Annotated in this window: 14 protein-coding genes; 13 read left to right on the plus strand and 1 reads right to left on the minus strand. The window is 35.2% G+C overall.

What is annotated here, in order from left to right; translation table 11 throughout:
- Positions 1 to 25: 25 nt before the first annotated feature.
- The 7 genes from ACHRV3_RS06640 to ACHRV3_RS06670 all read left to right on the plus strand — a co-directional run bounded on the left by ACHRV3_RS06640 (position 26) and on the right by ACHRV3_RS06670 (position 5,059).
- Complete coding sequence (locus ACHRV3_RS06640; RefSeq protein WP_395433718.1) at positions 26 to 718, plus strand: hypothetical protein; 693 nt, start codon at positions 26 to 28, stop codon at positions 716 to 718.
- A 196-nt stretch (positions 719 to 914) separates the two neighbouring features.
- Entirely contained in the window at positions 915 to 1,550 is a 636-nt protein-coding gene (locus ACHRV3_RS06645; protein ID WP_395433720.1) for a LysE family translocator, read from the plus strand.
- A gap of 27 nt (positions 1,551 to 1,577) precedes the next feature.
- Entirely contained in the window at positions 1,578 to 2,009 is a 432-nt protein-coding gene (locus ACHRV3_RS06650; protein ID WP_230004429.1) for an OsmC family protein, read from the plus strand.
- A 138-nt stretch (positions 2,010 to 2,147) separates the two neighbouring features.
- Complete coding sequence (locus ACHRV3_RS06655) at positions 2,148 to 3,320, plus strand: PLP-dependent aspartate aminotransferase family protein (protein WP_047772866.1); 1,173 nt, start codon at positions 2,148 to 2,150, stop codon at positions 3,318 to 3,320.
- 92 nt (positions 3,321 to 3,412) lie between these two features.
- Positions 3,413 to 3,928 (plus strand): alpha/beta hydrolase, encoded by a 516-nt coding sequence (locus ACHRV3_RS06660; protein WP_395433721.1) that lies wholly within the window; start codon positions 3,413 to 3,415, stop codon positions 3,926 to 3,928.
- A gap of 91 nt (positions 3,929 to 4,019) precedes the next feature.
- Positions 4,020 to 4,520 (plus strand): RDD family protein, encoded by a 501-nt coding sequence (locus ACHRV3_RS06665; protein ID WP_395433722.1) that lies wholly within the window; start codon positions 4,020 to 4,022, stop codon positions 4,518 to 4,520.
- A gap of 128 nt (positions 4,521 to 4,648) precedes the next feature.
- Entirely contained in the window at positions 4,649 to 5,059 is a 411-nt protein-coding gene (locus ACHRV3_RS06670; RefSeq protein WP_047772871.1) for an Rrf2 family transcriptional regulator, read from the plus strand.
- An 818-nt stretch (positions 5,060 to 5,877) separates the two neighbouring features.
- Here the strand turns inward: ACHRV3_RS06670 and ACHRV3_RS06675 are convergent.
- Complete coding sequence (locus tag ACHRV3_RS06675; RefSeq protein WP_047772875.1) at positions 5,878 to 6,660, minus strand: sulfite exporter TauE/SafE family protein; 783 nt, start codon at positions 6,658 to 6,660, stop codon at positions 5,878 to 5,880.
- Between the two features lie 289 nt (positions 6,661 to 6,949).
- Here ACHRV3_RS06675 and ACHRV3_RS06680 point away from each other — a divergent pair, with 289 nt between their 5' ends.
- The 6 genes from ACHRV3_RS06680 (at position 6,950) to cobA (ending at position 13,898) form a co-directional block, all read left to right on the plus strand.
- A complete protein-coding gene (locus ACHRV3_RS06680) occupies positions 6,950 to 7,852 on the plus strand; it encodes a sulfite exporter TauE/SafE family protein (RefSeq protein WP_395433725.1) in 903 nt (300 codons plus the stop codon).
- 25 nt (positions 7,853 to 7,877) lie between these two features.
- Positions 7,878 to 8,588, plus strand: a complete 711-nt coding sequence (locus tag ACHRV3_RS06685; protein WP_395433726.1) for a phosphoadenylyl-sulfate reductase — start codon at positions 7,878 to 7,880, stop codon at positions 8,586 to 8,588.
- A gap of 105 nt (positions 8,589 to 8,693) precedes the next feature.
- Complete coding sequence (gene cysD / locus ACHRV3_RS06690) at positions 8,694 to 9,593, plus strand: sulfate adenylyltransferase subunit CysD (RefSeq protein ID WP_047772880.1); 900 nt, start codon at positions 8,694 to 8,696, stop codon at positions 9,591 to 9,593.
- Positions 9,594 to 9,700: 107 nt separating this feature from the next.
- The gene (locus ACHRV3_RS06695) at positions 9,701 to 10,945 is read left to right on the plus strand and encodes a sulfate adenylyltransferase subunit 1 (protein WP_395426581.1); all 1,245 of its coding nucleotides are present in this window, start codon (positions 9,701 to 9,703) and stop codon (positions 10,943 to 10,945) included.
- Between the two features lie 93 nt (positions 10,946 to 11,038).
- On the plus strand, positions 11,039 to 13,129 hold the full coding sequence (locus ACHRV3_RS06700; protein ID WP_395433728.1) for a nitrite reductase: 2,091 nt from the start codon (positions 11,039 to 11,041) through the stop codon (positions 13,127 to 13,129).
- On the plus strand, positions 13,122 to 13,898 hold the full coding sequence (gene cobA / locus ACHRV3_RS06705) for a uroporphyrinogen-III C-methyltransferase (protein ID WP_395433730.1): 777 nt from the start codon (positions 13,122 to 13,124) through the stop codon (positions 13,896 to 13,898). The genes ACHRV3_RS06700 and cobA overlap by 8 nt, the downstream gene beginning before the upstream one ends.
- Position 13,899: the final 1 nt, after the last annotated feature.

Consider the following 13,899-nt stretch of genomic DNA (forward strand, 5'->3'; position numbering starts at 1 on the left):
CCCCCAAATGAATTAACCTATACAAATGAAAAAAATCTATTTCCTTTTTTGCCTGATCTCTTTTACGATGCAGGCAAAATATTATGAAGCTGTTCTGACTTTTGAAAACGGAACCGTTAAAAAAGGGTTCGCCGAACTTGTTGAAATAAACAGTTCTAAAGTTAAATTCAGACTTACTGAAAAAGGAGATACGGAGAAAATTTTGAGTGAAGAACTCAAAAAAGTGGAGTACGTTGACAAAGACGGAAATAAGTATGAAGCAGAAAGATTGTTTGTGCTTCAGGATAAAGGAGAAAAAGGAGTGAAAAAAAGCTCCGATAAATATTGGCTGTACGTGATTTATTCGAAAGGAATTAAACTTACGGTAGATGCGCTTCAATCGACTCTTAGATACAATGCGGCGACAGGAACTTCAACAGGCTCAGGTGGCGGTACAATGCTGTACATGGGAAAAGAGAAGGAAGATGGTGTATTTTATGTTTATATGTTGTCAGCAATGATGTCTGTGAATGTAGGGATGGATAAGGCTGTGAGGAATATCGCAGGTATTCAGTTTAAAGATTGTCCTGCTTTTTTGGAAGCGGTTAATAAAGAAAATTTCAAAAAGAATACTTTGGCCGGTCGTATAATTGAACTTTACGAGACGAATAATTGTAATAAAAAAGAAGTAGCCAAAGTACAGGAGACAAAAGCAAAAGCAAAGACTAAAAAGAAATAAGTACGGAGGTTTTTGATTTTAGATTGAAGGCTTTAGATTTTTTGAAAGTTGTTGCGATTTCTATGATAGAGAATTATGATGGTTTGTAGAAAACGGATCTGAAAAACAGCTGCGAATTGCTTCGCGGTTTGAGTTAAGTTCTGAACTTCTTTTGAAAAGACAAACTAGACTACATATTTAAATAAAAAAGAAAAAAATGATACCATTAAACGAACTTGTTATTTTTATCCTGGCGGCTTTATTACTTGTAATTACACCGGGACCGAATATGATGTATTTGATTTCGCGCTCTATTACTCAAGGCAAAAAGGCGGGAATGCTATCGTTGGCAGGAATTGTTTTTGGTTTTTTTGTTCATATTATCATGGTCTCTTTTGGAATTACAGCGCTACTTTTTGCTGTTCCGATGGCGTATAATATTCTTAAAATTACAGGAGTTCTCTATTTGTTATACTTGGCGTTTCAGGCGGTGAGACCAAACGGAAAGAATCTCTTTCAACCGAATGAAAACCTTTCTATAGATAAACCGAAAAAGCTATTTAGTATCGGATTTTTAACAAGTGTATTAAATCCTAAGATTGCTGTGTTTTATTTATCGTTTTTTCCTCAGTTTATCAAACCGGCCTACGGATCGATTATGACACAGAGTTTGGAACTTGGTGTAACACAGGTTTTGGTGAGTTTTACGGTTAATTTTATAATCGTACTAACGGCAGCAAAAATAGCTTCTTTTTTCGCTAAAAAACCAATGTGGCTAAAGGTTCAGAAATGGTTTATGGCAGGAGTTTTAACGTCAATGGCAATTAAAATGGCCTTTTCGAAAGCAAAATAATTAAAGTAAAGATTAAAATAAAAAAAAATGAAAGTAACCTTAAACAGAGTAAATGACGCATTTCATTTTAAAATAAAAAATGAACGCGGTCATGTAATCGATGTAGACAGCAGGGCAGAATTTGGAGGAAGTGATTTAGGCGCAAGTCCAATGGAGCTTGTTTTAATGGGTGTTGCAGGATGCAGTGCTATCGATATGATTTCGATTTTAAAAAAACAACGTCAGGAAATAACTTCTTTTGATGCTGAGGTAGAAGGACTTCGCGTTCAGATAGACGAAGCAAAACCTTTTAAAGAAATCAATGTGGTTTTTTATTTAAAAGGAGACATCAATCCGGAAAAGGCCTATCGTGCTGCACAACTCTCTTTTGAGAAATATTGCTCCGTTGCCAAAACGGTTGAACCAACTGCAACTATAAAATACAAAGTTGTTTTAAACGACAAAGAATTAGAAAATTAGTCAATTAGAGAATTAGAAAATTTTGACTAGCTATTAAATAATTGAAAGGCTATTGAAAGATATTTTAAAATCTTTGGTGCAACTCAGTGTTTGCTTTGTGTAACGCTGTGAAATAGTCCTCTGAAAAACAAAAAAAAAATGAACGAACAAGAATTTGGTTTCGAAACACAAGCCATTAGAACACAATTAGAGAGATCTCAGTATTTAGAACATTCGGTACCTTTGTACCTGTCGTCAAGTTTTGTATTTGAAGACGCAGAGGACATGCGTGCTTCTTTTACAGAAGAAAAAGAAAGAAATATTTACAGCCGTTTCAGTAATCCAAATACAACTGAATTTGTAGATAAAGTGTGTAAAATGGAAGGGGCAGAAGCCGGTTATGCTTTTGCAACCGGAATGGCAGCAGTGTATTCTACTTTTGCAGCTTTATTAAATGCGGGGGATCATATTGTGTCGGCAAGCAGTGTTTTTGGTTCAACGCATGCGTTATTTATGACTTATTTCCCGAAATGGAATATTGAAACTTCTTATTTTGACATTAATAAACCGGAAACAATTGAAAGTTTCATTAAACCGAATACTAAAATATTATATGCAGAGTCGCCTACAAATCCAGGAGTAGATGTAATTGATCTGCAGTTGTTGGGTGACATCGCTAAAAAACACAATTTAATTTTAATCATTGATAACTGTTTTGCAACGCCATACCTTCAGCAGCCCATTAAGTTTGGAGCACATTTGGTAGTGCATTCGGCAACGAAATTAATCGACGGTCAAGGTCGTGTTTTAGGAGGAGTGACCGTTGGAAGTGAAGATTTAATCAGACAGATTTATTTGTTTTCAAGAAATACCGGTCCTGCTTTATCTCCGTTTAATGCCTGGATTTTGTCAAAAAGTTTAGAAACGCTTGCAATCCGTGTAGAAAAACATTGTGAAAATGCATTAAAAGTAGCGGAGTTTTTAGAAGCACATCCAAATGTGAATAGTGTGAAATACCCGTTTTTGAAATCACATCCACAATACGAAATCGCCAAAAAACAGATGCTTTTAGGAGGTAATATTATTGCATTTGAAATCAAAGGAGGAATCGAGGCCGGAAGAAAATTTCTGGATAAAATTAAACTTTGCTCTCTTTCCGCTAATATTGGCGATACCAGATCAATTGTAACGCATCCGGCTTCAACAACGCATAGTAAATTGTCTGAAGAAGATCAATTGGCAGTTGGTATCACACAAGGTTTAGTGCGTGTTTCTGTAGGTTTAGAAACCGTAAAAGATGTAATTGCAGATTTAGAGCAAGCACTTTCTTAAAAGTATTGTAATTTTAAAAATCTAAAAGGCTATCTGTTTTAAAAATGAATAGCCTTTTTTAGTATCTTAAATTTAGTTTTTAAAACATGATTATGGTAAAACCAAGATTGTTGCTCTTGTCTGATTTATTTGGAGGAGAAAGCCCGGAATGGATAAAATCGTATAGTAAAACCTTAGCATCTAAATTTGATGTTCACTATTATGATGTTCTGAAATTGGGCGGAATAAATGTTTCTGATTGCGATGAAAGTGGTATTCACAGTCAATTTTTAAAGGGAGGAATTGATAAGGCGGTTAAAACTTTATTGGATTTTGAAAAAGAAGAAGTGACTATTTTAGGTTTTAGCATAGGAGGAACAATTGGCTGGAAAGCTTCGTTGCTTGGTTTAAAAGTAAAGCAGTTGGTGGCGGTTTCGTCAACTAGATTGCGTTTTGAAACGGAGATTCCTAATTGCAAAATCAAGTTGTATTTTGGAGAGAATGACCGGAATAAACCGAATTCTGAATGGTTTTCGGATTTGAATGTTTCAAATTATGTTTTCGAAAATCAAGAGCATCAGTTGTATTTAATAGAAAAGAATACGGTTGTCATTTGCAGTGAACTTTAAGTTGATTTTTCTTTCTTTTTCATAATTGTTTATACAAAAAGTATATTTTTGTCGCGAACAAAACATAACCTTAATTAAAACCAATTATAACATGAGTAACACTACTTATATTCTTGATGACAATTTAATAGCTTCTAATGGAAGTCGTTTCTTAAATTACATTTTAGATATCATTGTTATTATGCTTTCTGCATTTATCTTAACTTTTATCTTTGCGATTTTGTCCAATCTGTTAGAATGGGATGGCCTGAATGAATGGTTGATTAACATGAGCGATCTGGAGTCACAACTTGTTTTTGTAATAATATCGATACTTTATTATGTGTTTACAGAAGGTCTTTTCGGAAGATCAATAGGGAAATTTATCACGGGAACTGTTGTCGTTGATGAAAATGGTGAAAAACCGGGTTTTGGAGCAATTTTTAAAAGAAGTCTATCTCGCTTAATCCCTTTTGATGCTTTTTCTTTTTTAGGCAGCAGAGGTTGGCATGATTCTTTTTCAGATACTTATGTAGTCGGTAATAAGGCTTTAAAAGAAAGCATAAAAACATTTAAAGAATTTGAATTAATCGGAGTTAAGGAAAACGAATAATAAGTTCGTCAGCGTCATACTTTTTATTCTTTTGTTATTCTTATAGCAATAGCCTATTTTTGCTGTTGAAAAATATGCTGTCATTTTAGCACAAAAAATCTAAAATCAACATTCTAAAATCTTAATAAGTGCTTTCAAAGAAAACAAAATACGGAATTAAAGCTTTGACGTTTTTAGCAAGACGCGAGAATAATGATCCTGTGCAAATTGCTGAAATTGCAAAAAGCGAACATATTTCGATTAAGTTCCTGGAGAGTATATTGTTGCTTTTAAGGAATTCCGGTTTCTTGGGAGCGAAAAAAGGAAAAGGAGGCGGTTACTATCTGATCAAAGATCCGAAAGATATTAGCATGGCCAAAGTATACCGAATTTTGGAGGGACCGATTGCACTACTTCCGTGCGCGAGTCACAATTTCTACGAAAAATGCGATGACTGTGATGATGAATCTACCTGTGCAGCCCGTCGTTTAATGACGGAAGTGAGAGATAATACATTAAAGATATTAGAAAGTAATTCGTTGGCAGATATCGCTTTTTAGAACACATAATTTTTTTTAAACCATATAAGTTATGTAAGTTAATATAAGTTTAGTTTGAATGGACTTATATGACTTATTTTCGATCAATTCTAAAGCTGACAGGTTTTTAAAACCTGTCAGCTTTAATTTTTAAAAACGGAGGAAACTAGTTTGTTTGGAACGTATAATTTTTTAAACCATATAAGTGATGTAAGTTAATATAAGTTTAGTTTGAATGGGCTTATATGACTTATTTTCGATCAATTCTAAAGCTGACAGGTTTTAAAACCTGTCAGCTTTAATTTTTAAAAACGGAGGAAACTAGTTTGGAACGCATAATTTCTTAAACCATATAAGTGATGTAAGTTAATATAAGTTTAGATTGAATGGGCTTATATGACTTATTTCCGATGAATTCCAAACCTAACAGGTTTTTAAAACCTGTCAGGTTTAATTTATAAAAACGGAAGAAACTAGTTTGGAACGTATAAATTTTTTCAACCATATAAGTGATGTAAGTCAATATAAGTTTAGCTTGAATGAACTTATAGGACTTATTTTCGATCAATTCCAAACCTAACAGGTTTTTAAAACCTGTTAGGTTTAATTTATAAAAAAACGAAGGAAACTAGTTTGGAACATATAATTTTTTTAAACTATATAAGTCATGTAAGACCATATAAGTTTAGTTTAAATGAACTTATATGACTTATATGGTTTAATATCGCCAAGTATGAATCAATAAAAAAACCATTTCCTTGAGCGGACTCACTGAAATGGTTTTTTGGGTATAGAGAACTTTTTTCTATTGTTTTTAGGAAAATGAAATAGTAAAAGACTTAAAAAACTAATTTGTAGCCTACCATAAACAGCATTATGGCAATGGCGTTTCTAAGGAATAAATCAGGTACTTTTCCGCTTAACATGCTTCCCATGTAAATTCCGGGAAGGGATCCTAGTAGCAATTGACCCAGTAGTCCCAGATCTAAATTCCCCATTGAGGCATGTCCGATTCCGGCAACAAGAGTTAAGGGAACGGCGTGGGCGATTTCAGTTCCGACCAATTTTGGAGTTGGTAAAAGCGGGTATAGAAAAAATAAAGTTACAGTTCCCAGAGCGCCGGCACCAATCGATGTAAGCGTAACAGTGGCACCTAATAATACACCAATAGCAACCGTTAAAATATTCTGAGTAGTGCTTTCATAGTGAAATTTATCTCCGGCATGTTTTTGAGAAAATTGCATGATCTTCTTTTTAAACAAAATCGCTATCGAAGTAAAAAGCAAAGCCCAGCCCAAGCTATATTTGATTAAGGCATTTAAAGCGGTAACATCGGTTTTGATGCTTTCTAATATCCATAAGGTTAATAAAGCCGCCGGTACACTACCTAAAGAAAGCCAACCTGTGATTTTCCAGTTGATGTTTTTCTTTTTATTGTGAACATATACCCCTCCCATTTTGGTAAAAGCGGCATACAATAAATCGGTACCTACAGCGGTTGTTGGTGGAATGCCAAACCATAATAAAATAGGAGTCATAAGCGAACCGCCGCCGACACCAGTCATTCCTACCACAAAACCAACGAATAAACCTGCCACTACAAGACCTATCTGAAAATCCATAAATAAAAAATTTTGCCAAAAATAAGAAGTAATTTATAATAATCCTATCGATGTGGTAGACTATTTTAGAAGTGCTTGTTAAATCTTTGTTTTGTAATTGTTTGCGTGTTTTACAGTTTTTAAATTTACCTTTATTTTGTCAAAATAAGTAAGTTTTGTTTTAATTGTTTGGGATGCGGTTGTTAATTAAAGTAAAAAATCAAAATATTGTTTTGTTATTTACAAATAAATACTAATTTTGCATACTAATCTAGTAAGCCGATAGGGTAATGGATTTTTTAAAAGAAATATGGAAAAAGGAATAGAAGTACGTACAGTTGCATTAAAAGCCGAAGTGTCTTTAAAAGAAAGATTATGGGTGCTTGTACCGGTTGTATTGTTAGTAGGTCTGCTGCTAACACTTGGTTACAATCACTATGCTGAGTTTTCCTGGAATGGATTTGTAGATGGTCTTAATCAGGAGCTTTTAGTTTTTTTTCTAATTGGTGTTTTTGCCCAGTTGGTAGACGGAACTTTAGGAATGGGATACGGAGCGACCTCGACTTCTTTTCTATTGGCCTACGGAGTACCGCCGGTAATTAGTAGTACAGGAGTTCATGTCGCTGAAATGTTTACAACAGGAGCATCAGCCATTTCGCATCACCGTTTTGGGAACATTAATAAAAAACTGGTAAAGAATTTATTAATCCCGGGTGTTTTGGGTTCAGCTATAGGAGCGTATTTATTGTCAGATGTAATTGACGGAGAAGTTATAAAACCATTTATTGCCGTTTACATGATTGTTTTGGCAATAATTATTATTAGAAAAGCATTGTTGAAAAACATCATTAAAAAGAAAACTAAAAAATTAGGTTTTTTGGCCACTTTTGGAGGATTCATGGATGCAGTAGGTGGCGGAGGCTGGGGACCAATTGTAACTTCTACCTTATTAGGAAGAGGTAGAAACCCGAGATACACGATTGGATCTGTAAATGCTGCCGAATTTGCGGTTTCATTTGCAAGTGGTATTACTTTTATGCTTTTTGGAGGAATCCACGGATGGCAGGTTATTATAGGACTAATTTTAGGTGGGGTAATTTCTGCTCCATTAGCGGCTTATTTGGTCAATAAAATTAAAAGAAAACCAATGATGATCGCAGTGGGAATACTAATCATTTTATTGAGTTTAAAAACATTGTCTAAATTATTGTAAAATATTTTAGAAAGGGAAAGAGAATATGAGCACAGCAATTATAGCGTCATTAGAAGCAAAAACAAAAGATTTTTCACTGGATGAAACATTAGCTTTTCTGGCTGAGGAATATCCGGAGAAAGTTATTTTTTCAACTTCATTTGGACAGGAGGATCAAGTAATAACTGATTTTATCTTCAAAAATGATGTGGCAATCAAGGTGTTTACTTTAGATACCGGAAGATTGTTTCAGGAAACGTACGATGTTTTTCACAGGACATTAAAAAAATACAAAAAACAGATCGAAGTTTATTTTCCGGAAGCAGGAGCAGTAGAAAATTTACTTCAGACAAAAGGACCAAACAGTTTTTATGATTCGGTTGAAAATAGAAAAGAATGCTGTTTTATTAGAAAAGTGGTTCCGTTGCGAAAAGCTTTAGCAGGAAATTCAGTTTGGATTACAGGTTTAAGAGCTGAGCAGTCAGAAAACAGACACGACTTAAATCTGTTTGAATACGATGGAGGTTTCGAAATTATAAAATTCAATCCCCTGTTAAAATGGACTTTAGAAGAAGTAGAGAATCATCTGAAAGAATTTAATGTCCCACAAAATGCCCTGCACAAAGAAGGTTTCGTAAGTATTGGATGCGCGCCTTGTACAAGAGCCATTTTCCCCGGAGAGGATATCAGAGCCGGAAGATGGTGGTGGGAATCAAGCCATAAAGAATGTGGTTTGCATGGGGCTAAGAAAGAGTAAAGAGAATAGAGCAAAGAATAAAGAATAAAGAGAATAGATAGTAATAGTTTACTAGATTTTAGGAGGAATAAGAGACCTGAAACTTGAAACATTAAACAAAATACAATGAGTTCAGTATTAAAAACAAACGCTTTAGAGAGCGAAGCAATATACATTTTCAGAGAAGTAATTTCACAGTTTGATAAACCGGTTTTGCTTTTTTCTGGAGGAAAAGATTCTATAACCTTAGTACGTTTAGCGCAAAAGGCATTTTTCCCTGCTAAAATTCCGTTTCCTCTTTTGCATGTTGATACAGGACATAATTTTCCTGAAACAATTGCTTTCAGAGATAAATTGGTTGAAGAATTAGGATTAGAATTAATTGTTCGTAATGTTCAGGATGCTATTGACGAAGGAAAAGTAGTAGAAGAAACCGGAAAATATTCCAGTAGAAACAGCTTACAGACTACGACACTTTTAGATGCAATCGAAGAATTTAAGTTTGATGCTTGTATTGGTGGAGCACGTCGTGATGAGGAAAAAGCAAGAGCAAAAGAACGTATTTTTTCGGTACGTGATGATTTCGGTCAATGGGACGAGAAGAATCAACGTCCTGAATTATTTGATATTTTGAATGGAAAAATAGAAAATGGTCAAAACGTTCGCGTTTTCCCAATTTCAAACTGGACGGAATTAGATGTTTGGAGTTATATCGAGAAAGAACACATCGAGATCCCATCAATCTATTTCTCACATAAAAGAAAGGTTTTTTTGAGAGACGGTTTGATCTGGTCACATTCTCCTTTTGTGTACCAGGAAGAAGACGAACAAATCGAAGAACGAATTGTTCGTTTTAGAACCGTTGGAGATATGAGTTGTACTGCTGCTGTTGAATCTTATGCAGAGACCATTGAACAAGTAGTGGGAGAAATCAGAACTTCTACTATTTCTGAAAGAGGTGCCAGAATCGATGACAAACGTTCTGAAGCGGCAATGGAGAAAAGAAAACAACAGGGATACTTTTAATTCAATTAAAAATTAAAAGTAGAGAAAAGTAAAATTCAAAAAAACAGACAGATTTATAAGTTTTCAGAAGAACCTGAAACTTGAAACCTGAAACAAAACAATACAGAATGGACGTTTTAAAAATAGCAACAGCAGGAAGTGTAGATGACGGAAAAAGTACTTTGATCGGAAGGTTATTGTACGATACAAAATCATTGACAACAGATAAAATCGAAGCAATCGAAAAAAGCAGCAAACAAAAAGGATACGATTATCTTGATTTTTCGTTAGCAACAGATGGTTTGGTGGCAGAAAGAGAGCAAGGAATCACGATTGATGTAGCGCATATTTATTTTTCGACTGCTAAGAAAAGTTACATTATTGCCGATACTCCGGGGCACGTAGAATATACCAGAAACATGGTTACGGGAGCTTCAACTTCACAAGTTTCTATCATTTTGATTGATGCAAGAAAAGGGGTTATCGAGCAAACATACCGTCACTTTTTTATCAATAATTTATTGCGTGTAAAAGAGGTAATCGTAGCCATCAACAAAATGGATTTAGTGGATTATTCGGAAGAAGTTTTCAATAAAATCAAAACCGATTTTCAAGCCTTAAATGCTAAAAGTACTTTCAAAGAACAAAATGTAAGTTATATTCCATTAAGTGCAATCAATGGCGGAAACGTAGTGGATAAATCAGAGAATATGACTTGGTACGACGGACAAACGGTTTTGGAGCATTTAGAAGGATTGCATTCTCATGATGTTTACGAAGCTGGAAAAGCACGTTTTCCGGTTCAGACTGTGATTCGTCCTAAAACAGAAGAGTACCACGATTTTAGAGGTTATGCCGGAAAATTATACGGAAACTCAATTAAAGTTGGGGATGCAGTAACTGTTTTGCCTTCACTAACAGAATCAAAAGTGAGTAAAATTCACTTTTTCGATAAACAATTTGACGAAGCCGTTGCAGGTTCTTCGGTTACAATCGAATTAGAAAATGATATCAATGTGACAAGAGGGGATATGATTGTAAAATCATCAGAACTTCCAAAAATTGAAAAAGACATCAACACAACCGTTTGTTGGATGGACAGTAAAAAACTGGTTGCGGGAACAAAATACATTGTGCAACACAACACAAACCGAGTTCTGGCAAAGGTAGAAAGTATCAAAAATACAATCGCAACCGATTATTCAGGAACCACTCCGGCGACACAGTTAGCGATAAATGAAATTGGAGAAGTAAGCATTAAATTAAGCAAGCCTTTATATTTTGATGCCTATAATGATAATAAATCAAACGGTGCTTTTATCTTAATTGATACCGCAACCAACACAACTGCAGGAGTAGGATTTATTCGATAAATGCGTTAGGCTTTAAGCAATAAGCCTTAAGCGAAAAAAACAAAGTTAAAAAAGCTCAAAGCGCATAGCCTAAAGCCTAAAGCAAAAAAGAAAATGGAAAGTTTTAGAACAGAAATAGAAAATCCGATAGTTCAGAAAGAAATTATCGATCTTGAAAAAAAGATTCACTTATTCCGTGGAGGAAAAATTGATGATGAGCGTTTTCGTAGTCTTCGTTTAGCACGAGGAATTTACGGACAACGTCAGGAAGGTGTTCAAATGATTCGTATTAAATTGCCTTACGGTAAAGTAACGAGCGAACAGTTGGTACGTATTACTAAAGTTTCAGATGAATATTCTACAGGGCGTTTGCATATTACAACGCGTCAGGACATTCAGATTCACTATGTAAGTCTGGACCGAACTCCGGAACTTTGGGCAAATCTGGCTAAAGATGATATTACGTTGCGTGAAGCTTGTGGTAATACCGTTAGAAATATTACAGGAAGCGAATTAGCAGGTGTAGATGTAAACGAACCATTTGATGTTTCGCCTTACGCACATGCCTTATTTCAATACCTTTTAAGAAATCCTATTGGTCAGGAAATGGGACGTAAATTTAAAATTTCGTTCTCTTCTTCTGATGAAGATACGGCTTTGAGTTACCTGCATGATTTAGGGTTTATTCCAAAAATCGTTGACGGACAACGCGGTTTTAAAATCGTTTTTGGTGGTGGATTAGGTTCACAACCGGCTCACGCTGAATTGCTTTCAGATTTTGTACCGGCAAACCAAATCATTCCAACAGCAGAAGGGATCATTCGTATTTTTGACCGATACGGTGAACGTGCCAAAAGAATGAAAGCACGTATGAAGTTTTTGATCAAAGAAATGGGTAGAGATGTCTTTTTGGATTTAGTCGAAAAAGAGAAAAAAGCACTTGCTTTTCAAACCTATGAAATTGATACTACAGCTTTTGATGGTCCAATTCCAGAACCTTTGTTAGAAGTTCCGCAAGTTACTATTGCTGATACGGCTGGTTATGAATTGTGGAAAGAATCAAATGTAATTGCACAAAAACAAAAAGGATATTATTCGATTGGAATCAAAGTTTTATTAGGTGATTTTTACACAGATAAAGCAAGATTACTAGCCGATTTAATTAAAAATTATGCAGCAAATGAATTGCGATTTTCATTACGCCAAAATATAGTACTTCGCCATATAAAAGAAGAGAATTTACCTTTCTTTTATCAGGAATTAGCCAAATTGGACTTTGTTCATTTAGGCTATAATTCTACGGCGGATATTACTGCGTGTCCAGGTACTGACACTTGTAATTTGGGGATTGCGAGCAGTACCGGGATAGCAGAAGAATTAGAAAGAGTGATTAATGCAGAATATCCACAATACAGAAACAACCGCGAAATTGAAATAAAAATCAGTGGTTGTATGAATGCTTGTGGACAACATAATATGTCAGCTATTGGTTTTCAGGGAATGTCGATTAACTCCGGTAAATTGGTAGCGCCGGCCTTACAGGTTTTATTGGGCGGCGGAAGATTAGGAAATGGAGAAGGACGTTTTGCTGATAAAGTAATCAAAATTCCAAGTCGTAGAGGACCAGATGCCTTGCGTACTATTTTAAACGATTTTGATGCCCATGCAAACGGACAGAAATTTCTAAATTATTACGATGAAAAAGGAGAAAAATACTTCTACGAAATATTAAAACCTTTAGCAGATGTAACCAATTTAACAGAAGGTGATTTTGTAGATTGGGGTAATGCAGATAATTATGTAAAAGCAGTTGGAGTTGGAGAATGTGCCGGTGTTGTGATAGATTTGGTTGCTACTTTGTTATTAGAAGCAAAAGACAAATTAACGTTCGCACAAGAATCATTCGACGAAGGAAAATGGTCTGATGCTATTTATCATGCTTATGCAGGATTCGTAAATGGGGCAAAAGCCTTATTACTTTCCGAAAATGAAAAAACAAACAATCACGCAGGAATTGTTGATTTGTTTGACAATGTATTTGTTGTAACGGCTAAAATCGAATTGGCAACAACATTCAAAGAATTAGTATATCAAATCAATCAGACAGAGCCTTCAGAAGCTTTTGCAAAACAATACATTCAGGAAGGAATTGCTTTTTTTGATACCATAGAAAAATATAGAGCTCAAGAATTAGAAAATGCTTAATACAGTCAAACCCAAAGTAACTTTAGTAGGCGCCGGTCCAGGAGATCCGGATCTGCTTACGCTAAAAGCCGTTAAAGCACTTGCTGAAGCGAATGTGGTTTTGTATGATGCATTGGCAAACGAGGAAATTCTTTCTCACGCTTCAAAAGACGCGATTACGATTTTTGTCGGAAAAAAAATGGGGAACCATGCCTATACGCAAGATCAAATCAATCAGTTGATTGTAGATAATGCTTTAACGTATGGAAATGTAGTACGTCTAAAAGGTGGAGATCCCTTTGTTTTCGGACGCGGAAGTGAGGAAATTGAATTTGTAGAAAGTTTTGGAATCCCAACTTTTGTTGTTCCGGGAATCTCATCGGTAGTTGCGGTGCCTGCCAGTCAGGGAATTTCGATTACTAAAAGAGGTGTTTCCGAAAGTTTTTGGGCCATTACAGGAACAACATCAGACAGGAAATTATCTTCAGATGTAGCATTGGCGGCGCAATCTTCTGCAACCGTAGTGATTTTGATGGGAATGCACAAATTGTCTCAGATTATTCATTTGTTTCAAAAAGAAGATAAAGGAAATTTGCCGGTTGCGATTATTCAAAACGGAACCACTGCCGATGAAAAAGTAGGCGTAGGAACGGTAGATTCTATTTTGAATATTGTAAAAGAAAAAGGATTAAGTTCGCCTGCCATTATCGTTCTCGGAGAAGTCGTTCGCGAAAGCAATAAACTAAAAGGATGCTACGAAGAATTTCTATCAAAAGAAATCATTATGTAGC

This window comes from Flavobacterium sp. FlaQc-49, from assembly GCF_044005985.1.
Lineage (GTDB): Bacteria > Bacteroidota > Bacteroidia > Flavobacteriales > Flavobacteriaceae > Flavobacterium > Flavobacterium cupriresistens.